Annotated in this window: 19 protein-coding genes; 14 read left to right on the forward strand and 5 right to left on the reverse strand. The window is 67.5% G+C overall.

Annotated features, from left to right (window positions below; translation table 11 throughout):
- Nucleotide 1 precedes the first annotated feature (1 nt).
- The 3 genes from ACP2AH_RS15195 to ACP2AH_RS15205 are packed head-to-tail and all read left to right on the forward strand — an operon-like array spanning nucleotide 2 to nucleotide 3,603.
- Nucleotides 2-1,081, forward strand: a complete 1,080-nt coding sequence (locus tag ACP2AH_RS15195; RefSeq protein ID WP_425106569.1) for a glycosyltransferase family 4 protein — start codon at nucleotides 2-4, stop codon at nucleotides 1,079-1,081.
- 12 nt (nucleotides 1,082-1,093) lie between these two features.
- Complete coding sequence (locus tag ACP2AH_RS15200; protein WP_425106570.1) at nucleotides 1,094-2,191, forward strand: glycosyltransferase family 4 protein; 1,098 nt, start codon at nucleotides 1,094-1,096, stop codon at nucleotides 2,189-2,191.
- Complete coding sequence (locus tag ACP2AH_RS15205; protein ID WP_425106571.1) at nucleotides 2,188-3,603, forward strand: hypothetical protein; 1,416 nt, start codon at nucleotides 2,188-2,190, stop codon at nucleotides 3,601-3,603. Before ACP2AH_RS15200 ends, ACP2AH_RS15205 begins: the two co-directional genes overlap by 4 nt.
- A 20-nt stretch (nucleotides 3,604-3,623) precedes the next feature.
- On the opposite strand, the gene ACP2AH_RS15210 is transcribed toward ACP2AH_RS15205, so the two are convergent.
- Nucleotides 3,624-4,409, reverse strand: coding sequence for an FkbM family methyltransferase (locus ACP2AH_RS15210; RefSeq protein WP_425106572.1), 786 nt, complete (start codon nucleotides 4,407-4,409; stop codon nucleotides 3,624-3,626).
- A gap of 119 nt (nucleotides 4,410-4,528) precedes the next feature.
- Complete coding sequence (locus ACP2AH_RS15215) at nucleotides 4,529-5,212, reverse strand: GntR family transcriptional regulator (protein WP_425106573.1); 684 nt, start codon at nucleotides 5,210-5,212, stop codon at nucleotides 4,529-4,531.
- 238 nt (nucleotides 5,213-5,450) lie between these two features.
- On the opposite strand from ACP2AH_RS15215, the gene ACP2AH_RS15220 reads away from it, so the two are divergent.
- From ACP2AH_RS15220 to ACP2AH_RS15260, 9 genes are all read left to right on the forward strand, one after another.
- On the forward strand, nucleotides 5,451-6,266 hold the full coding sequence (locus ACP2AH_RS15220) for a transporter substrate-binding domain-containing protein (protein ID WP_425106574.1): 816 nt from the start codon (nucleotides 5,451-5,453) through the stop codon (nucleotides 6,264-6,266).
- Nucleotides 6,267-6,419: 153 nt separating this feature from the next.
- Nucleotides 6,420-7,082: an amino acid ABC transporter permease gene (locus ACP2AH_RS15225; protein ID WP_425106575.1), complete on the forward strand. Its 663-nt coding sequence runs from the start codon at nucleotides 6,420-6,422 to the stop codon at nucleotides 7,080-7,082.
- 25 nt (nucleotides 7,083-7,107) lie between these two features.
- On the forward strand, nucleotides 7,108-7,761 hold the full coding sequence (locus ACP2AH_RS15230) for an amino acid ABC transporter permease (RefSeq protein ID WP_425107048.1): 654 nt from the start codon (nucleotides 7,108-7,110) through the stop codon (nucleotides 7,759-7,761).
- Between the two features lie 17 nt (nucleotides 7,762-7,778).
- On the forward strand, nucleotides 7,779-8,504 hold the full coding sequence (locus ACP2AH_RS15235) for an amino acid ABC transporter ATP-binding protein (RefSeq protein WP_425106576.1): 726 nt from the start codon (nucleotides 7,779-7,781) through the stop codon (nucleotides 8,502-8,504).
- 39 nt (nucleotides 8,505-8,543) lie between these two features.
- Nucleotides 8,544-9,440, forward strand: coding sequence for a dihydrodipicolinate synthase family protein (locus ACP2AH_RS15240; RefSeq protein ID WP_425106577.1), 897 nt, complete (start codon nucleotides 8,544-8,546; stop codon nucleotides 9,438-9,440).
- A gap of 211 nt (nucleotides 9,441-9,651) precedes the next feature.
- Nucleotides 9,652-10,935, forward strand: coding sequence for an NAD(P)/FAD-dependent oxidoreductase (locus tag ACP2AH_RS15245; protein WP_425106578.1), 1,284 nt, complete (start codon nucleotides 9,652-9,654; stop codon nucleotides 10,933-10,935).
- An 11-nt stretch (nucleotides 10,936-10,946) separates the two neighbouring features.
- Nucleotides 10,947-11,948, forward strand: a complete 1,002-nt coding sequence (locus tag ACP2AH_RS15250; protein WP_425106579.1) for a 4-hydroxyproline epimerase — start codon at nucleotides 10,947-10,949, stop codon at nucleotides 11,946-11,948.
- A 167-nt stretch (nucleotides 11,949-12,115) separates the two neighbouring features.
- Nucleotides 12,116-13,219 carry a cis-3-hydroxy-L-proline dehydratase gene (locus ACP2AH_RS15255; RefSeq protein ID WP_425106580.1) on the forward strand — a complete coding sequence of 368 codons (1,104 nt, stop codon included), beginning with the start codon at nucleotides 12,116-12,118 and terminating at the stop codon, nucleotides 13,217-13,219.
- 150 nt (nucleotides 13,220-13,369) lie between these two features.
- On the forward strand, nucleotides 13,370-14,407 hold the full coding sequence (locus tag ACP2AH_RS15260) for a trans-3-hydroxy-L-proline dehydratase (protein WP_425106581.1): 1,038 nt from the start codon (nucleotides 13,370-13,372) through the stop codon (nucleotides 14,405-14,407).
- A gap of 195 nt (nucleotides 14,408-14,602) precedes the next feature.
- On the opposite strand, the gene ACP2AH_RS15265 is transcribed toward ACP2AH_RS15260, so the two are convergent.
- From ACP2AH_RS15265 to ACP2AH_RS15275, 3 genes are read right to left on the reverse strand one after another with little or no spacing between them, the layout of a single operon-like run.
- A complete protein-coding gene (locus ACP2AH_RS15265) occupies nucleotides 14,603-15,592 on the reverse strand; it encodes a TRAP transporter substrate-binding protein (protein ID WP_425106582.1) in 990 nt (329 codons plus the stop codon).
- A gap of 27 nt (nucleotides 15,593-15,619) precedes the next feature.
- The gene (locus ACP2AH_RS15270; protein WP_425106583.1) at nucleotides 15,620-16,885 is read right to left on the reverse strand and encodes a TRAP transporter large permease; all 1,266 of its coding nucleotides are present in this window, start codon (nucleotides 16,883-16,885) and stop codon (nucleotides 15,620-15,622) included.
- Entirely contained in the window at nucleotides 16,885-17,505 is a 621-nt protein-coding gene (locus tag ACP2AH_RS15275) for a TRAP transporter small permease (RefSeq protein ID WP_425106584.1), read from the reverse strand. Before ACP2AH_RS15275 ends, ACP2AH_RS15270 begins: the two co-directional genes overlap by 1 nt.
- Before the next feature lie 92 nt (nucleotides 17,506-17,597).
- Here ACP2AH_RS15275 and ACP2AH_RS15280 point away from each other — a divergent pair, with 92 nt between their 5' ends.
- Nucleotides 17,598-18,311: a GntR family transcriptional regulator gene (locus ACP2AH_RS15280; RefSeq protein ID WP_425106585.1), complete on the forward strand. Its 714-nt coding sequence runs from the start codon at nucleotides 17,598-17,600 to the stop codon at nucleotides 18,309-18,311.
- On the forward strand, nucleotides 18,308-19,369 hold the full coding sequence (locus ACP2AH_RS15285) for an Ldh family oxidoreductase (RefSeq protein WP_425106586.1): 1,062 nt from the start codon (nucleotides 18,308-18,310) through the stop codon (nucleotides 19,367-19,369). The genes ACP2AH_RS15280 and ACP2AH_RS15285 overlap by 4 nt, the downstream gene beginning before the upstream one ends.
- Nucleotides 19,370-19,455: the final 86 nt, after the last annotated feature.

Genomic DNA, 19,455 nt, shown 5'->3' on the forward strand with positions numbered 1-19,455 from the left:
CATGGCCGGCAAGGCCCCGCTGTTCATCAACGGCAAGTTCATCTCTGCCGGGCCGACGGCGGTGCATCGGGTGGCGCTGGAGCTGGTGAAGGCCCTCGCGCCTCTTATCTCCGACCGGGAACTGTGCCTGCTGGTGCCGCCGGGTCCTGCGCAACTCGCCAACGATCCCGGTATCCCGGCCCGTCCCGTGGGCCGTCTGAAAGGCACGGCGTGGGAACAGATTTCACTGCCCTGGCATGCACGCGGGGGCGTCTTGCTGAACCTGTGCAACCGCTCGCCCCTCGTCCTGCGCAACGGCCTGACCCTGTTGCACGACGCCCAGGCCTTCACCGCGCCTCGGTCGTACGCTTTTTCGGGAAGGCTGGCAGGGCAGTGGCAGGCCCGCGCCGCCGGCCGGCGGCAGCTGGGGCTGCTGACCGTGTCGGAATTCGCGAGGTCCGAACTGGTCGGGCTCGGCCTCGCCCCGGCGGAACGGGTGCATGTCGTTCCCAATGGTGCCGACCATGTGCTGCGGGCGCAGCCGCAGACCGAGATTCTCGCCCGGCTCGGGCTGGCGCCGCGCGGCTACGCGCTGGCCCTCGCCAATCTCATGCCGCACAAGAACATCCCGCTGCTGGTCCGCGCCTTCGCCCGCCCGGCGCTGGCGGGAATGACCCTGGTGCTGGTCGGCGGCACCGGACGCGCGGCCTTCGCCGCCGCCGGGGTGACGGCGGGCGCCAATGTCGTCTTCCCCGGCTATGTCAACGATGGCGAGATGCGCGCCTTGCAGGAAAACGCGCTGGCGGTGTGCACCCCCTCGCTCACCGAGGGCTTTGGCCTGCCGCCGGTGGAGGGGCTGATGCTGGGAACGCCGGCGGTGATCGCGCCCTGCGGCGCCCTGCCGGAAGTGTGCGGCCCCGGCGCGCTGCAGGCCGACCCGCACGCCCCCTCCGCCTGGGAGGCGGCGCTGCTGAGGCTGCGGGACGAGAGCGGCCTGCGCGCGCATCTTGCCCGGGAAGGTCACGCCTTCGTCGCCCGCTTCACCTGGCAGGCCGCCGGCAGGCGGCTGCTTGAGGTGGTCGACACTGTCGCGCCGGGCTGAGCGGGAGGGCGCGTGGACATCTGCATCAATGGGCGCTTTCTCGCCGGCCCGCCGGCCGCGACCTATGCGGTGGCGGAGCGGCTGAGCCGCGCCCTTGCCGCGCTGGGAGCGTCGGGCGCGTATCCCGCGGATTGGCGGATGCGCGTGCTGGCCCCGCCCAATGCGCGCGCGCTCGATGTGGGACTGCCGGTCGAGCAGGTCGGCAGTCGGACGGGCAACATTTGGGAGCAGATCGACCTGCCGCGCGCCGCCGGGGGCCGGCTGCTGATCAGCTTCGCCGCCCGCAGCCCGCTGCTGCTGCGCAACGGCCTGACCATGGTTCATGACGCGCAGGTTTTTACCACGCCTTCCTCCTATTCTCTGGCATTCCGCGCCACCCTCAAGGCCAATATCCGCCTGGCCGGCCGGCGGCAGCTGGGGCTGCTGACCGTGTCGGAATTCGCGCGGTCCGAACTGGTCGGCCTCGGCCTCGCCCCGGCGGAGCGGGTGCATGTCATTCCCAATGGCGCCGACCACGTGCTGCGGGCGCAGCCGCAGACCGAGATTCTCGCCCGGCTCGGGCTGGCGCCGCACGGCTACGCGCTGGCCCTCGCCAATCTCATGCCGCACAAGAACATCCCGCTGCTGGTCCGCGCCTTCGCCCGCCCGGCGCTGGCGGGAATGACCCTGGTGCTGGTCGGCGGCGCCGGACGCGCGGCCTTTGCCGCCGCCGGGGTGACGGCGGGCGCCAATGTCGTCTTTCCCGGCTATGTCAATGATGGCGAGATGCGCGCCTTGCAGGAAAACGCGCTGGCGGTGTGCACCCCCTCGCTCACCGAGGGCTTCGGCCTGCCGCCGGTGGAGGGGCTGATGCTGGGAACGCCGGCGGTGATCGCGCCCTGCGGCGCCCTGCCGGAAGTGTGCGGCCCCGGCGCGCTGCAGGCCGACCCGCACGATCCTTCCGCCTGGGAGGCGGCGCTGCTGAGGCTGCGCGACGAGAGCGGCCTGCGCGCGCATCTTGCCCGGCAAGGTCACGCCTTCGTCGCCCGCTTCACCTGGCAGGCCGCCGCAATGCGCCTGCTTTCCGTCCTCGACGCCGTCGCCGCCAGCCGCGGCCGGAGCCCGCCATGAACGGGCTGGCCCTCGCCGGCTTCTGGGCGCTCGCGCTGTGGGGTCTGTTCTCGCGCCGCCAGCTCCTGCTGTGGCTGTTCTTCGCCATGCTGCCTTTCGGCATGTTCGCCGTCATCCCGACACAGCTCACCGGTGGCCTTTCGATTCTGGCGGCGCCTGTCGCCGGCGCACTGTTCGCGCTGCGGCAGTTTCTGCTGCGCCGGCACGGCATTGACGACCTGCTGACCCTGGCCTTGCGCCCGCCCGGCCGGCTGCTGACGCTGTTCTGGACGGTGGCGCTGCTGGTGACGCTGTTCGCCCCCCGCCTCCTCGCCGGCCAGGTCGCCGTGGTGCCGATGGCGGAAGCCTTTCTGGGAATCGCGCTGCTGCGCCCGACCCTGCAGAACCTGTCGCAGATCGGCTATCTCACCCTCTCCGTGCTGCTGGTCTTCGCCTTCGCCCGGTTCTTCAGCATCCCGCGCCACCAGGGGCTGATCCTGCGCGGGCTGATGGTCAGCGCCGTCGTCACCATCATCACCGGCGCCCTCAGCTATCTCTCCGCCACACTCCCGCTCGACCCGGTTCTCGATCCCTTCAAGACCGCCGGCTACGCCCTGCTCGACAAGGCCAGCATCAGCGACGGCGCCCCGCGCATCACCGGCCTGATGCCGGAGGCCTCCGCCTATGGCGCTCTGGCGCTAAGCCTGCTGGCCTGCCTGTATTTCCTGCGCGGCATCGTCGACGATCGGGCGCAGTCGCTGCGCCTCAATGCGTTGATCATCGCCCTGGCGGTCCTGGTGGTCGCCTCCACCTCTTCGGCCGGCTATGTGGGCCTCGGTGTTCTCGCCCTGCTGATCGGCCTCGACTGGTTCACCCGCGCCTTCCGGATCAACCGCCCGCGCTTCTCCCAGAGCGGCGTGCGCGAGGATTTTTTCCTCGCACTCGCCATCATCGGCTTCGCCGCAGCGGCAGTCATGATCACACCCGGCGTCTTCGAGCCGGTCATGGAGCGGCTCGATGAGGTGGTGTTCAGCAAGACCCAGACCGATTCCTATGTGGAGCGCAGCAGCTGGACGACGCGGTCGCTGCAGGCCGGTTTGGACAGCTATCTCGTCGGCGTCGGCCTCGGCTCGACGCGCGCCTCCAACTTCGCCGTGGTGCTGTTCGCCAGCACCGGCCTTGCTGGTTTCATCCTCTATTTCGGCTTCGTCGCGCGGCTGCTGCTGACGCCCGCACCACGGGGCGAGAAGCGCCGGGAAGGCCTGGCGAGCGCGCTGAAATGGTCGTTCTTTCCCGCTTTCGCCGTGAGCCTGCTGATCGGAACCACCCCGGATTTCGGCGCGTTCGAGGCTTTGCGGTTCGGGGCGCTGATCGCCCTCACGGAAACCGGACGGCGGGCATCGCTCGCCGATCCGTCCCGCTGCGCCGCGTAGAGGGCGCGCGGCGGCCGGGCTCAGCCGGCGGGCGGTGAAGCGGTGAAGCCTGGATTGTACATGATGCAGTCGATTTCCACGAGACTGGGGAAATGACCGTAATTATTGGGAACGAAGGCGCTCAGCCGGAAGCCCAGAGATTCGTAGAAGCGGATCGCCTCGTCATAGGGCGTGGCTGAATCATAGATCTTGATGACCGACAGTTCGCTCTGCAGGCCGACGAACGCGCTCATGATGTCGGCGGCGCCCGCGACGACCTTCACATCGCCGCCCTGCGTATCGAGCTTGAGGAAAGGCCGCGTGAAGCCGAACCTCTCGCGATAGATCCGGTAGTAGTTCGTCAGCAGGTCGACTTTGACCGTGACGGAGCGAACGACCCTGTTGGTTTCCTGGAAGATATCGACGCCGCTATGGTCGGGAGACGCGAGCGAACTGAACTGGTGGGACGCCATAATGTTGAAGCTGTCCATGCCCACACGGTCCGCCAGCGCCACCTCCTCGACCTGCCACAGCGGGTCGCCCTTCGCCAGCGCACGCACATGGTCGGCGCATTCGGGAATGGGCTCGAAGGAGACGATGAGCCCCTCATAGCCGACCTGCTGGCGCAGCATGGTCGCGTATTGGCCCCTATTGGCACCGACATCGAAAATGCAGTCGATGGCGAAATGCTCGACGAAACGCCGCAGATGCATGCGCTCGGGAAGGGCGTGCAGGTCGCTGTCGCGGACGAGCAGCAGCCTTGAGCCGGAACCGCGCTCGACGAGCCGAGAAAGACCGGCCACCGCCGACCGCATGAGCCGCTTCATCTACCCACCGTTCGCCCACACTCAGCCGCGCCACGGCGATGGCCGCCACGGGCCGGCAAGACTGGCGCACCGCGAACGGGGACGCAATCCACCTTCCGCCGCCTGACAGGGCGTTTCCCCTATGACGCGGTCTCGTCGGCCGCCCGGGTGCGCTCGAGGAAATCGATCAGCGAGACGCAGGCGCCGAGAATATGCTGGCGGGTGAGTTCGGCGGCCTCCTCGGCATCGCGGCGGATGCAGGCGAGCAGGATGCCCTCATGTTCGCGGCGCGCGCGGGCCATGCCGTCGGTGAGCACCAGCTGGGCGCGCAGATAGCGGTCGACGCGGTCGAGCGCGGCGCTGATGGTCTGCAGGTAGTAGGGCCGGCCGGACGCCTCATAGAGGCTGTAGTGGAAGCTGCGGTTGAGCTCGCCCCAATGCGAGGAATCGGTCTCGGTGGCGAAGGCATGGGCGAAGCGCTTGGCCGCCTCCAGCGCCTCGTCCGACATGCGCTCCACCGAATAGCGCAGCACCTCGGGCTCCAGCAGGGCGCGGAACTGGAAGATCTCGCGGATCTCGTCGGTGGACAGTGTGGTGACGACGGCACCGCGATAACGCTGGGTGGAGACCAGCCCCTGCTCCTCCAGCCGGGTCAGCGCCTCGCGGACGGGAATGCGGCTGACATTGAACATGCGGGCGATATGGTCCTGCCGCAGGGTCTGGCCCTCGGCGATGTCGCCCTTGGCGATCGCCTGGCGCAGCGCGTCGAAAATGACATCCGAGGCGGATGCCATCTGCGCGATGTCCGTCGCCTTCACCTTCACCTGCCTGCCTCCCGAAACCCGGCGCCGATTCAGCCGAAATCCGGCTTCCGGCAGCGTGCCGCTTTGTCGTCCGCGATTCTACCTGACATGCACAGGTAAAATTCGCACCGCGATCGTAAAATGGATATTGCAACTTGGATCCAAAAATTGGAAGCTCCTTTCCGTCGCCGGCCTGGACACCGCAAAGGCGCCGCCGGCCATCAACAATGAAGACAGCTTCCTCCAGAGGAGAGCCATTATGGCTAAGGGATTCGGCATTCTGGCCGCGGCGGCGCTGACGCTCGCCGCCGCTCTGCCCGCGCAGGCGGACAAGCTCGACGACATCATCGCTTCCGGCACGCTGCGCTGCGCGGTGGTGCTGGACTTCCCGCCCATGGGCTCGCGCGATGCCAACAACAACCCGATCGGCTTCGACGTCGATTACTGCAACGATCTCGCCAAGGCGCTCGGCGTGAAGGCGGAGATCGTCGAGACCCCCTTCCCCGACCGTATCCCGGCGCTGATCTCCGGCCGCGTCGATGTCGGCGTCGCCTCGACTTCCGACACGCTGGAGCGCGCCAAGACCGCCGGCTTCACCATCCCCTATTTCGCCTTCAAGATGGTCGTGCTCACCAAGGACGGCCTCGGCATCAAGGATTACGACAGCCTGAAGGGCAAGAAGACCGGTTCGGTCGCCGGCACCTTCGAAGCGCTGGCGCTTGAGAAGGACGTGAAGGCGTGGGGCGCGGGGACGACCTTCCGTGGCTACCAGACGCAGGCAGACGTGTTCCTCGCCCTCGCCCAGGGCCAGATCGATGCCACCGTCGTCACCTCCACCGTCGCCGCCGCGATTGTGAAGGAAGGCAAGTATAAGGGCCTGATGATGGGTGGCGATGCCCCCTATGACATCGACTATGTCGCCCTCATCGCCCTGCGCAACGAGCAGGGCCTCATCAACTACCTGAACCTGTTCATCAATCAGCAGGTCCGCACCGGCCGCTACAAGGCGCTCTACGACAAGTGGATCGGCCTCGGTGCCGCCCCCGACCTGACGGTGCCCGGCGTCTATCGCTGAGCCGGAACCGCGTCATCCCGGACGGCCGCCAGGCCGCTCCGGGATCGTCCGCGGCCTTTGCGAACGAGCCCCCGTGCCGCGCGTCGTCGCGGCCTGGGACGACAAACGACTATCCCCCTTGCAGTTTCCGACCGAGCCGGACTGGCGCGACCCATGAACTACACTTTCCACTGGCTGCCGGCGTTCCGCGCCCTGCCCGACATGTTGTGGGGCGCGCTGGTCACGCTTGAGATCGCCGTGCTCTCCATGCTGCTCGGGGTCGCCTTCGCGATCCTGCTGGCGCTCGGCACCGCCTCGCCCTACCGGGCCGCGCGCGCGGCCGCCGCGACCTGGATCGAGCTGGCCCGCAACACCCCGTCGCTGTTCCAGATCTACATGGCCTATTTCGGCCTCGGCTCGCTCGGCATCCATCTCGACAGTTTCGTCGCCCTGCTCGCCGGCATCACCTTCAACAATGCCGGCTATCTCGCCGAGACCTTCCGGGGCGGCCTGCGCGCCGTGCCGCCGACGCAGGTGCGCGCCGCCCGCTCGCTCGGCATGGGGCAGTTCCAGGCCTTCCGCCTGGTGGTAATGCCGCAGATGTTCCGCATCGTCTTCTATCCCCTCACCAACCAGATGGTGTGGGCGATCCTGATGACCTCGCTCGGCGTCATTGTCGGCCTCAACAACGATCTCACCGGCGTCACCCAGGACCTGAATGTGCGTTCCTTCCGCACCTTCGAATATTTCGCGCTCGCCGCCGTGATCTATTACCTGCTCGCCAAATTCGTCACCCTCTCCGCGCGCCTGATGGCGTGGCGGCTGTTCCGCTACTGAGAGGAGGCGCGCCATGTTCTCCTCGCTGTTCGAGACCAGCTTTTCCTTCAACGACCTCCTCTTCATGCTGAAGGGCGCCGGCGTCACGCTGATGCTCACCTTCTGGGCGGTGCTCGGCGGCACGCTGCTCGGCGTCGTCTTCGGCGTCATCCGCGCCATCTCGCCCTGGTGGGTGAATGCCCCGCTCGGCGCCATTCTCGACGTGTTCCGCTCCATCCCGCTGCTGATCCAGCTGGTGGTGGCGAATTCGTTCAAGACCATTATCGGCCTGCACTGGGCGCCGTTCACCGTCGGCTGCGTCGTGCTGGCGCTGTACATGTCGGCCTATTGCACCGAGATCGTCCGCTCCGGCTTCCTCGCCGTGCCCACGACCACGCGCCGCGCCGCCCGCTCGCTCGGCCTCTCCTGGCGCCAGGACCTGACCGAGATCGTGTTCCCCATCGCGCTCCGCGTCGCTTTGCCGAGCTGGATCGGCCTGACGCTCGGCGTGATGAAGGACACCGCCATGGTGTGGTGGATCGGCGTCGTCGAATTGCTGCGCTCCTCGCAGGTCATCGTCACCCGCATCCAGGAGCCGCTCTTCGTGCTCTCCATCGCCGGGCTGATCTACTTCCTGATGAGCTTCCCCATCGCCCGCCTCGGCGCCCGCCTCGAAAAGCGCTGGCGCGAGAACGACTGAGACGCTGAGGTTTTTGTATGTCGATCGAAATACAGGACGTTCACAAATCCTTCGGCTCGCTCGAAGTGGTCAAGGGCGTGACCATGACCGTCGAGAAGGGCGAGGTCGTCTCCGTCATTGGCGGGTCCGGCTCGGGCAAGTCCACCTTGCTCATGTGCATCAACGGGCTTGAGCCGATCAATTCCGGCCGCATCCTCGTCGACGGCACCGACGTTCACGCGCGCGGCACCGATCTCAACAAGCTGCGCCGCAAGATCGGCATCGTGTTCCAGCAGTGGAACGCCTTCCCCCATCTCACCGTGCTGGAAAACGTGATGCTGGCGCCGCGCAAGGTGCTGGGCAAGTCGAAGGCCGAGGCCGAGGCCATCGCGGTGGACAAGCTCGCCCGTGTCGGCCTGTCGGAAAAGCTGAAGGTCTATCCCTCACGTCTCTCCGGCGGCCAGCAGCAGCGCATGGCCATCGCCCGTGCGCTTGCCATGTCGCCCGATTACATGCTGTTCGACGAGGTGACCTCGGCGCTCGACCCGCAACTCGTCGGTGAGGTGCTCGACACCATGCGCTCGCTCTCCGCCGAGGGCATGACCATGATCGTCGTCACGCACGAGATCGCCTTCGCCCGCGAGGTCTCCGACCGCGTCGCCTTCTTCCACAAGGGCAAGATCCACGAGATCGGCCCCCCCGCCCAGGTCATCGGAAATCCGCAAAAGCCGGAAACCATCGACTTCCTCAAATCCGTCCTCTGATCCCTTCGCGCATTCGCACGACACTTAAGGAGCATTCCCATGTGGCAGGGCGTCTATCCCGCCGTTACCGCCAAGTTCAACGAAGACGACACGCTCGATCACAAGGAGATGGAGCGTAGCTTCGGCCTGCAGATCGACGCCGGCGTCGACGGCATCATCGTCAACGGCTCGCTCGGCGAAGGCCCGATGCTCTCGCATGACGAGCGCCTCGCCGTGCTGAAGACCGCCAAGGCGGTCGCCGGCAAGCGCCCGGTGCTGATGACCATTGCCGATTCCGCCACCCGCGATTGCGCAAACCTCGCCAAGCGCGCCGCCCAGGCTGGCGCCGACGGGCTGATGGTGGTGCCGAGCCTCGTCTACCACACCAACCCGAAGGAGACGGTGGCCACCCTCTCCGCGGTGGCGCAGGCGGCCGACCTGCCTGTCATGATCTATTCCAACCGCGTCGCCTACCGCGTCGACGTGACCGTCGAGATCATGGCCGAACTCGCCAAGGACAAGCGCTTCGTTGCGGTGAAGGAATCCTCGGACGACATCCGCCGCACGGTGGAACTGCAGAACGCCTTCGGCGACCGCTACGACATCTTCACCGGCGTCGACAATCTCGCCTATGAGGCGCTGGCGCTCGGCGCGGTGGGCTGGGTCGCCGGTCTCGTGGTCGCTTTCCCCGAGGAGACGGTCGCGATCTACCGGCTGATGAAGGCCAAGCGCTATGACGAGGCGCTGGCGATCTACCGCTGGTTCCGCCCGCTGCTCGACCTCGACGTGTCGACCTATCTCGTCCAGAACCTCAAGCTGGTCGAAGCCATGGTCACCGGCACCACCGAGCGCGTGCGCGCGCCGCGCCTGCCGCTGGAAGGCGAGCAGCGCGCCAAGGTGGAGAAGATCGTGCGCGAGGCCCTCGCCACCCGCCCGACCCTCGCCAAAGCGGCGTGAGGGCGGCAAACCGTGCGCGCCTCAGGCGTACGACGCCCTGGCCACCGGCCTCGTAGCGCCGTCATCCTGAGGTGCGCGCGCAGCGCGCCTCGAAGGATGGGCTCCCGGCCCGCCCGGCACGCATCCTTCGAGGCCCGGCTCACGCCGGGCACCTCAGGATGACGCCGATTGGTGTTCCTCACCTTCTCATCCCCCGCTGACATGGCGGGGGATGCCCTCTCCCACGAGGTCGGTCAAAAACGTGCCCTCAGCCTCCCCCCAGAACGACATCGTCATCATCGGCGCCGGCATTGTCGGCCTCTCCGCCGCGTTCCATCTTCTGGCCGAGGGGCACCGGGTGCGTCTGGTCGAGCGCGGGGGCGTTGCGGAAGGGGCGAGCTATGGCAATGCCGGCGCGCTCGCCTTTACCGACATTCTCCCCCTCGCCTCGCCCGGCATGCTGCGCAAGGCGCCGAAATGGCTGCTCGACCCGCTGGGCCCGCTGACCATTCCCCCGCGATACCTCCCACAGATCACGCCGTGGCTGATCCGATTCTGGCGCGCCAGCCTGCCCGACCGCTACCAGGCCTCGATCGCGGCGCAGGGCAACCTCATGCGCTTTGCCGCCACCGCCATGCAGGCGCTGGTGACCCAGGCCGGCCTTGCCGAGCATCTGCGCGCCGATGGCAATCTCCAGCTCTATGAAAGCGAGGCCGAGTTGAGCGCGGCGATGCCGGGCTGGGAGGCGCGGGCGCGCGAGGGCATCGCCTTCGAGCATGTGCGCGGCGCGCGGCTGGCGGAACTTCAGCCCGGCCTGTCGCCGCGCTTTACGGTCGGCACCTTCACCCCGCACTGGCAGACGGTGAGCGACCCCTATCACTTCGCGCTCGCCTTGTTCCGCACGGTTATGGCGCGGGGCGCCGGGTTGGTTCATGGCGAGGTGGTCGGCGTCACGGCGACGGCGGACGGCGTCGAGCTGCGCCTGGCCGACGGCAAGCTGCTGAAGGCCGGCCGGGCGGTGATTGCCGGCGGCGCGTGGTCGCGCCCGCTGGCAAAGTCGCTCGGCGATTCCGTGCCGCTGGAGACCGAGCGCGGCTACAACACCACCCTGCCGCCGGGCGCCTTCGACCTGCGCCGCCAGCTCACCTTTGGCGGCCACGGCTTCGTGGTGACGCCGCTTTCCACCGGCATCCGCGTCGGCGGCGCGGTGGAGCTGGGCGGGCTGAAGGCGCCGCCGAACTTCAAGCGCTCCGAGGCGATGCTGACCAAGGCGGCGCGCTTCCTGCCCGGCCTGCGCACCGAAGGCGGCAAGCAATGGATGGGCTTCCGCCCCTCGCTGCCGGATTCGCTGCCCGTGATCGGCCCCGCCACCGCTTCGGCGCGCGTGCTCTATGCCTTCGGCCACGGCCATCTCGGCCTGACCCAGAGCGCGGCGACGGGACGGCTGATCGCCGACCTCGTGGCCGGGCGCCGGCCCTCCATTCCTCTCGACCCCTTCCGCCCCGACCGCTTCTGACGAGTAGACCCATGGCGCGACACAGCTTCTTCTGCATAGACGGCCACACCTGCGGCAACCCCGTGCGGCTGGTGGCCGGCGGCGGGCCGAACCTCGTCGGCGACACCATGATCGAGAAGCGCGCCCATTTCCTGCGCGAGTTCGACTGGATCCGCACCGGGCTGATGTTCGAGCCGCGCGGCCACGACATGATGTCCGGCTCGATCCTCTACCCGCCGACGCGGCCGGATTGCGATGTCGCCATCCTGTTCATCGAGACCTCCGGCTGCCTGCCCATGTGCGGCCACGGCACCATCGGCACGGTGACGATGGCGATCGAGCACGGGCTGGTGACGCCGAAGACGCCGGGCGTCCTGATGCTCGACACTCCCGCCGGCGTGGTGAAGGCGGAATACAAACAGGTCGGGCAGCATGTGGAAGAGGTGCGCATCACCAATGTGCCGGCCTTCCTCTATGCGCGCGGGCTGACCGCCGAGTGCCCCGGCCTTGGCGAGGTGACGGTGGATGTCGCCTATGGCGGCAATTTCTACGCCATCGTCGAGCCTCAGGACGCCTTCCGCGACATGGCGGACTTCACCGCCGGCGAACTGGTGGGCATGAGCCCGGCGCTGCGCCGCGCGCTGAACGAGAAATACGAGTTCGTCCATCCGGAGAAGCCGGAGATTCGCGGCCTGTCGCACATCCTCTGGACCGGCGCCGCCCGGCACCCGGAAGCGCATGCGCGCAACGCGGTGTTCTATGGCGACAAGGCGATCGACCGTTCGCCCTGCGGCACCGGCACCTCGTCCCGCATGGCGCATCTCGCCGCGCTCGGCCAGCTGAAGGTGGGCGACGACTTCGTGCATGAGAGCATCATCGGCTCGCTGTTCAAGGGCCGGGTCGAGGCGGCGGTGAAGGTGGGGGAGCGCGACGCGATCATCCCCTCTATCGGCGGCTGGGCGCGCATGACCGGCTACAACACCATCTTCATCGACGACCGCGACCCGTTCGCGCACGGCTTCGTGGTGGTGTGAACAATGCCGGGCGCGACGTCATCCTGAGGTGCTCGGGCTTCGCCCGAGCCTCGAAGGAGGCTCACGCAGGGCGCCATCTGTTTCAACATCCTTCGAGGCTCGCTGCGCTTGCACCTCAGGATAACGGCTGAACGCGGACCGCAACGGCAGACAACGGAAAACACGCCATGAAGATCACCGGCATCAAGGCCTACAAGGTCGGGCTCCCGCTGCGGGAGGGTCGCTACAACTGGTCGAACGGCAATTTCATCGAGGTGTTCGATTCCACCGTGGTGGCGGTGGAAACCGATGCCGGCATTACCGGCTATGCCGAATGCTGCCCGCTGGGCTCGGCGTACCTTCCGGCCTATGCGCATGGCGTGCGCGCCGGGCTGGAGGAAATCGGCCCGAAGGTGATCGGCCTCGACCCCACCGACCTCAATGTGCTGAACCGGCACATGGACGCGGTGCTGCGCGGCCACCCCTATGTGAAGGCGCCGATCGACATTGCCTGCTGGGACATTCTCGGCAAGGTGGCGGGCCTGCCGGTCTACAAGCTGCTCGGCGGCGCCGCGCAGGAAAAGGTCGCGCTCTACCGCGCCATCTCGCAGGAGGCTCCTGACGTGATGGCGAAAAAGATCGCCGGCTACAAGGCCGAGGGCTACACCAAGTTCCAGCTAAAGGTCGGCGGCGATGCCGACCAGGACATCGACCGCATCCGCGCCACGCGCGACATTCTTGACGCCTCCGACATTCTCGTCGCCGACGCCAATACCGGCTGGACCCGGGCGGAAGCGGCGCGCATCTGCGCGGAAGTGGCCGATCTCGACGTCTATATCGAGCAGCCCTGCCCCACTTACGAGGAATGCCTCTCGGTGCGCGCCCGCACCGCCCGGCCTTTCGTGCTCGACGAGGTGATCGACGGCGTCGGCACGCTGATGAAGGGGCTGGCGGACGATGCGATGGACATCATCAACCTGAAGATCTCCAAGGTCGGCGGTCTGACCAAGGCGCGGCTGATGCGCGACATCTGCGTCGCCTCCGGCACGCCGATGACCATCGAGGACACCTGGGGCGGCGATATCGTCACCGCCACCATCGCCCATCTCGCCCGCTCGACGCCGGAGGAGTTCACCTTCTCCGCCACCGACTTCAACAGCTATGGCACGGTGGACATCGCCAGCGGCGCGCCCAAGCGCGAGAACGGCTTCATGACCGCCGCCGACGCGCCGGGGCTCGGCATCACCCCGCTGTTCGACGTGCTCGGCGACCCGGTGGTGGTGATCGGCTGAACGCGCCACGACGACTTTCCCGCCGCGCACCGTCATCCTGAGGTGCGCGCGCAGCGAGCCTCGAAGGATGTTCTTCAACGAGCATCCTTCGAGGCCCGGCCGACGGCCGGGCGCCTCAGGATGACGTTGCTCTGTTCACGCGAGGCCCCCATGCGCTCCAGCAAGATCATCCACATTGTCGGCTGCCATGCCGAGGGCGAGGTTGGCGACGTGATCGTCGGCGGCGTGGCGCCGCCGCCGGGCGACACGGTGTGGGCGCAGTCGCGCTTCCTCGCCTCCGACAACAATCTGCGCAACTTCGTGCTGCAGGAGCCGCGCGGCGGGGTGTTCCGCCATGTGAACCTGCTGGTGCCGCCCAAGGACCCGAAGGCGGCGGCCGCCTTCATCATCATGGAGCCGGAAGACACGCCGCCCATGTCCGGCTCCAACTCGATCTGCGTCTCCACCGTGCTGCTCGACACCGGCCTCGTGCCGATGACCGAGCCGGAGACGCATATGGTGCTGGAGGCGCCGGGCGGGCTGATCGAGGTCACGGCCTATTGCCGCAATGGCAAGGCCGAGCGGATCAAGGTGCGCAACCACCCCTCCTTCGCCGACAAGCTCGACGCCTCGCTGGAAGTGGAAGGGCTCGGCACGCTCACCGTCGACACCGCCTATGGCGGCGACAGCTTCGTCATCGTCGACGCTCATGCACTCGGCTTTTCGATCCGCCCGGACGAGGCGAAGGACCTCGCCGAAACGGGCATGCGCATCGTCAAGGCGGCGAACCGCCAGCTCGGCTTCCAGCACCCTGAGAATGCCGACTGGAACCACATTTCCTTCTGCCAGTTCGCCGCGCCCGTGGTGGAGGTGGACGGGGTGAAGACCGGCGCCAATGCGGTGGCCATCCGCCCCGGCAAGATCGACCGCTCCCCCACCGGCACCGGCTGCTCGGCCCGCATGGCGGTGCTGCATGCCAAGGGCCAGCTGAACGTGGGCGAGACCTTCATCGGCCGCTCGATCATCGATTCCCGCTTCGAGTGCCGGATCGAGGGCGAGACGACGCTCGGCGGGCGCCCGGCGATCCTGCCCTCGATCATGGGCCGGGCCTGGGTGACGCACACCGCGCAGCTGATGGTCGACCCCGAAGACCCATGGCCGACCGGCTACCGGCTCTCCGACACCTGGCCGGTGTGGAAGCAGGACTGACGGGGCTTGAATCCGCACGCCGTCATCCTGAGGTGCTCGGGCATCGCCCGAGCCTCGAAGGAGGCTCACGCAAAGCACCCTCGGCTTCAGCATCCTTCGAGGCTCGCTATCGCTCGCGCCTCAGGATGACGTGGTGAGCCACAAAAAAGAGGCGCCCCGCGAGGCGCCTCTTTCGTTTCAAGCGGCAACCAGATCTCAGCCCAGCGTGGCGCCGATCTTGCGCAGCTCGGGCAGGATCGGCGCCTTGGGCGTCCAAATCTTGTCGTATTCGGCGATGATCGGCGCGGCGTCGGCGGTCGGCGGCACCACGATCTTGATGCCGGTGCCCTCGAAATCCTTGATGAGCTTGGGCGCATTGGTCACGGTCTGGTCAACCTGCACCGCCAGCGCTTCCTTGGTGGCGGCGGTGATCAGCGCGCGGTCCTCGGTAGACAGCGTCTGCCACGCCTTGCCCGACGCCAGCGCGATGAAGGGCATGAACACCGCGTCCATCCGCATCAGCACCTTCGACACCTTGTCGAAACGCTGGTTCCACGAGAAGTCGAGATCGGCCTCCAGCCCGTCCACCTGCCCGTTGGCCATGGCGTCATAGACCTGCGGCGTCGGGATCGGGGTCGGGGCGGCGCCGAGCAGCGAATAGAAGTCGCGGAAGGCCGGCGTGGTGTTGATGCGCAGCTTCATGCCGTTGAGCCCGGCAATGCCGTCGATCTCCTTGGCCGAGAACACCACGCGGATCGAGGTGATGCCCCAGCCGAGGCCGAGCGTGCCGGTTTCCTTCGGCAGCGGCTCCAGCATCTGCATGGCGATGGGCTGGCGCACCAGCTTGGCGGCGGCCTCAGTGGAGCGGATCACGTAAGGGGCGAGGATGGCGGCGACGTTCGGCACCCGGTTGCCGACCTCGGCCGCCTGCAGGAAGGCCATGTCGAGCGCGCCGGTCTGCAGCTGCTGCATCATCGCCCCCTCATTGCCGAGCTGGCCGGCATGGAACACGGTCATGGTCAGCTTGCCGCCGGTTTTCTCCTTCAGCACCTCGGCGACCTTGAGCGCGGCATTGTTCCAGGGATGGCCGGGCGGGGTGATGATGCCGAGGCGCAGATCGCGCGACTGGGCGCGCAGCACGCCGGGGGCAGCGAGCGGCAGGGTGGCGCCGGCAGCGGCGGCGAGCAGGGTACGGCGGGAGATCATCGGGGCGGTCCTTTCGGCTGGAAGGGTTCAGCGAACGAGAGCAGTGGAGAGGCCGGGGAAGATCGAGAGCAGCACCAGCAGCAGGCAGGCGGCGAAGAAGAACGGCAGGGTGACGATGAACATCTTGCCGGGCTTGGCCCCCGTCACCGCCGCCGCCACGAAGAAGCACAGGCCCACGGGCGGCGAGAGGAAACCGAGCACCAGGTTGACCACCGCCACCACGCCGAACTGCACCGGGTCGATGTGATAGACCTCGGTGGCGATCGGCAGCAGGATCGGCACCGTCATGATCAACCCCGGCGCGCCGTCGATCACCGTGCCGATAACGAGCAGGATGACGTTGACCAGCAGCATGAAGCTGACCGGGCCGGTGGCGATGGACTGGATCCACAGCGCCACTTCCTGCGGCACCTTGGCGAAGACCAGTACCCAGGACAGCACGCCGGCCGCGGCCACAAGAAACAGCACGATGCCGGAATAGACGCCCGCCCGCACAAGCATGCGCGGCAGTTGCGACAGGGACAATTCGCGCGTCCAGAACCGCCCCACCAGCACGGAGGCCAGCGCGCCGACGGCGGCGGATTCCGTCGGGTTGGCGAGGCCGGTGAGGATGGAGCCGACGATGACGATGGGGATCAGCAGCGTCGGCGCGCAGGCCACCACCGTGGCGACGCGCTCGCGCAGGGTGAAGCTGTCACCGCGCGGGTAATTGTAGACATAGCCCATGATGGCGATGACGACGCAGAACATCGCGGTGAGCACGATGCCGGGGATCAGCCCCGCCACCAGCATGGTGCCGACCGGCACCTGCGCCAGCACCGAATACATCACGAACATGATCGAGGGCGGAATGATCGGCCCCAGCATGCCGGCATAGGCGGTGAGGCCGGCGGCGAAGGTCTTGTCATAGCCCTTCGCCTCCATCTCCGGCACCATGATCTGCGCCATGATCGCGACCTGCGCGGTCGCCGAGCCGAGGATGGAGGAGACGAACATGTTGGCCAGCATGTTCACATAGGCGAGGCCACCGCGCAGCGAGCCGACAAAGGCCATGGTCATGGAGATGATCTGGCGGGTGATGCCGCCGCCATTCATGATCTCGCCGATGAGAATGAACAGCGGGATGGCGATCAGCCCGTAATTGTCGACCGAGCCGAACATCTGCATCGGGAAGCTCTGATAGAGCACCGGATTGCCGGAGGCCTGGATGAAGACGACGCCGGTGAGACAGATGGCGATGCCGATCGGCACCCCGATCAGCAGGAAGGCGAGGAAGGCGGCGCCGGTCAGCATCAGGCGACCTCCTCGGCATTGCTGAGGCCGATACCGCTGCGGTCCGGCGGGCGGGCCAGCCCGAGATCCTCCAGCAGATTGGCCGCGCTATGCACCATGAGGGTGAGCGCGAAGAGCGGCATCACGAGATAGACCACCCAGCTCGGCCAGTTCAGCGTCTGGGTACGCTCCGTATAGAGGAAGTTGAACGTCGCCCCGCCATATTCGCGCGCATCGAAACCGGCCGAGGCAATGCCGACCGGGTCCATCCACAGCCAGCACATCACCGCCAGCGCCACGCCGAAGCCGAGAATGCAGAGCGTGGCAAGGACCCGCATCGCCTTCACCGCCGAGGGAGGCAGGCGCTCGGTCAGAATGGTCATCGAGAAATCGAGCCGCAGCCGCGACATGGCGGAAGCGCCGAGAAAGGTGAGCCAGACGGTGGTGAAGATGGCGGATTCGTCGATCCAGTAGAGCGGAACGTGGCTGTAGCGGGTGACGACGTTGAGCAGGATCAGCCCGGTGAGCAGCGCCATCAGGCTGCCAATGGCGAAGCGCTCCATGACCAGAAGGGCTTCCGACGCTGCGGTGACGGCACAAAAGGGCCGGCCACCGGCAGCAATGCCGTTGGTGTGCGTCATATACCCGTTCCCCTGTTTTTTGTGATCGTAGATTTTATAAATTATATCCGTCAATATGTTTGGGTCATTATTCGGGGCGCGACCGAAGGTAAATGAACCCGCTTCTCAAGCATCGAACCCTGTCGGCGGCGATCCTCGATCAGCTGCGCCGCGCCATACTGGACGGCACCTATCCCGCCGGCGCCCAGCTGCGGCAGGATGCGCTGGCCGCCACCTTCAATGTGAGCCGCATTCCCATTCGCGAGGCGCTGTTCCAGCTCGATGCGGAAGGGCTCGTGCGGATCGTGCCGCAGAAGGGCGCGATCGTCTCCGAACTCTCGGCCGACGAGATCAACGACGTGTTCGGCCTGCGCATGCTGCTGGAACCCCGCCTGCTCGCCCGCTCCATCCCTCATCTCGCCACTGCGGATTTCGCCCGCTTCGACGACATGCAGCAGCAGATGGCCGCGGCCACCGCGGCGCAGGATCTCAGCCGCTGGGGCCAGCTGAACGCGGAATTCCACATGGCGCTCTATGGCCATGCCGGCCAGCCGCGCTCCCTTTCCATTGTCCACGCGCTGCTGCAGTCGAGCGACCGCTACACGCGGGTCCAACTCAGCGATACTGCGGGGTCCGGCATGGCCGGCATGCAGCGCGCGTTCGAGGAACATGCCACGCTGATCGACCTCAGCCGCGCGCGCGAGACGGCGCGCGCCTGCGCCTTCCTGGAAGAGCACATCCGCACCGTGCATGACGACCTGCTGCGGGCGCTCGAGCGGGGCGCGCGGGAAGCGGCCGCTCTCCAGGAAGCGGGAGCCGCTTCATGAACGCGCCGGGCACCGGAACCGCGCTGGTCACGCTGAGCCTTGCCGAGGTCCATGCGCTCACCCGCGACACGCTGCGGGCGGCGGGACTGGGCATCGCGCATGCGGAAGCGATCGCCCGTTCCATCACCCGCGCCCAGGCGGATGAATGTCATTCGCACGGGCTGTACCGGCTGCTCGGCTATGTCGACAGCGTGCGCAGCGGCAAGGCGGAGCGCGAGGCGCTGCCCGTGCTCACCCGCACAACGCCGGTCATTCTCACTGTCGACGCGCGGCGCGGCTTCGCCCCGCTTGCCATCGAGGCCGGCGTCCCGGCGCTGATCGAGGCGGCGAAGACCTATGGCATCGCTGCGTTGGCGATCCATGACTGCTATCATTTCTCCGCGCTCTGGGCGGATATCGAGCCCGCCGTGGAGGCGGGGTTGGCGGCCTGGTGCTTCACCGTCGGCCAGTGCTGCGTCGCCCCGGCCGGCGGCACGGCGCCGCTCATGGGCACCAACCCGATCGCCTTCGGCTGGCCCGGACCGGCGGAGCGGCCGTTCATTTTCGACTTCGCCACCAGCGCCGCCGCGCGCGGGGAAGTGGAACTGAAGCGCCGCGCGGGCGAGCCCCTGCCCGAGGGCTGGGCGGTGGGTCCGGACGGCGCCCCGACCACTGACCCCGCCGCTGCGCTCAAAGGCGCCCTCCTGCCTTTCGGCGGGCACAAGGGCTCTGCCCTCTCGCTCATGGTGGAGCTCATCGCCGGCCCGCTGATCGGCGATCTCACCAGCCGCCAGGCCAAGGCGGTGGAGAATGGCGATTCCGGCCCGCCGCTCGGCGGCGAGCTGTTCATCGCCATGGACCCCGCCATGTTCGGCCGCGACACGCTGAGCCAACGCCTCGCTGACGCAAACGAGATTTTCGCCCTCGCCAAGGCCCAGCCGGGGGTCAGGCTGCCGGCTGAGCGCCGCTACGCCGCCCGCGCCCGCAGCCGTGAGGGCGTGCAGATTCCGTCCCGTCTTCTCGCCGAAATCCACGCCCTGACGCCCGTCAACACCGAGGGAGAGCGCACGAGCGGCTAGCGAACGCAGCGCCCCCCGGTTTATCTGGGATCGGTTATCTAAGGACGGGTGCCGCGCCGATTGCGGGCCGAAGACGGGCGGAGCGG

Source organism: Ancylobacter sp., assembly GCF_965249975.1.
GTDB lineage: Bacteria > Pseudomonadota > Alphaproteobacteria > Rhizobiales > Xanthobacteraceae > Ancylobacter.

What these genes read in the sequence shown, in the direction of transcription:
- ACP2AH_RS15195 (WP_425106569.1), top strand. Translation starts at nt 2, where the DNA reads ATGGCCGGCAAGGCCCCGCTGTTCATCAACGGCAAGTTCATCTCTGCC.
- ACP2AH_RS15205 (WP_425106571.1), top strand. Translation starts at nt 2,188, where the DNA reads ATGAACGGGCTGGCCCTCGCCGGCTTCTGGGCGCTCGCGCTGTGGGGT.
- ACP2AH_RS15210 (WP_425106572.1), bottom strand. Translation starts at nt 4,409, where the DNA reads ATGAAGCGGCTCATGCGGTCGGCGGTGGCCGGTCTTTCTCGGCTCGTC.
- ACP2AH_RS15220 (WP_425106574.1), top strand. Translation starts at nt 5,451, where the DNA reads ATGGCTAAGGGATTCGGCATTCTGGCCGCGGCGGCGCTGACGCTCGCC.
- ACP2AH_RS15225 (WP_425106575.1), top strand. Translation starts at nt 6,420, where the DNA reads ATGAACTACACTTTCCACTGGCTGCCGGCGTTCCGCGCCCTGCCCGAC.
- ACP2AH_RS15235 (WP_425106576.1), top strand. Translation starts at nt 7,779, where the DNA reads ATGTCGATCGAAATACAGGACGTTCACAAATCCTTCGGCTCGCTCGAA.
- ACP2AH_RS15240 (WP_425106577.1), top strand. Translation starts at nt 8,544, where the DNA reads ATGTGGCAGGGCGTCTATCCCGCCGTTACCGCCAAGTTCAACGAAGAC.
- ACP2AH_RS15245 (WP_425106578.1), top strand. Translation starts at nt 9,652, where the DNA reads ATGCCCTCTCCCACGAGGTCGGTCAAAAACGTGCCCTCAGCCTCCCCC.
- ACP2AH_RS15250 (WP_425106579.1), top strand. Translation starts at nt 10,947, where the DNA reads ATGGCGCGACACAGCTTCTTCTGCATAGACGGCCACACCTGCGGCAAC.
- ACP2AH_RS15255 (WP_425106580.1), top strand. Translation starts at nt 12,116, where the DNA reads ATGAAGATCACCGGCATCAAGGCCTACAAGGTCGGGCTCCCGCTGCGG.
- ACP2AH_RS15260 (WP_425106581.1), top strand. Translation starts at nt 13,370, where the DNA reads ATGCGCTCCAGCAAGATCATCCACATTGTCGGCTGCCATGCCGAGGGC.
- ACP2AH_RS15265 (WP_425106582.1), bottom strand. Translation starts at nt 15,592, where the DNA reads ATGATCTCCCGCCGTACCCTGCTCGCCGCCGCTGCCGGCGCCACCCTG.
- ACP2AH_RS15270 (WP_425106583.1), bottom strand. Translation starts at nt 16,885, where the DNA reads ATGCTGACCGGCGCCGCCTTCCTCGCCTTCCTGCTGATCGGGGTGCCG.
- ACP2AH_RS15275 (WP_425106584.1), bottom strand. Translation starts at nt 17,505, where the DNA reads ATGACGCACACCAACGGCATTGCTGCCGGTGGCCGGCCCTTTTGTGCC.
- ACP2AH_RS15280 (WP_425106585.1), top strand. Translation starts at nt 17,598, where the DNA reads ATGAACCCGCTTCTCAAGCATCGAACCCTGTCGGCGGCGATCCTCGAT.
- ACP2AH_RS15285 (WP_425106586.1), top strand. Translation starts at nt 18,308, where the DNA reads ATGAACGCGCCGGGCACCGGAACCGCGCTGGTCACGCTGAGCCTTGCC.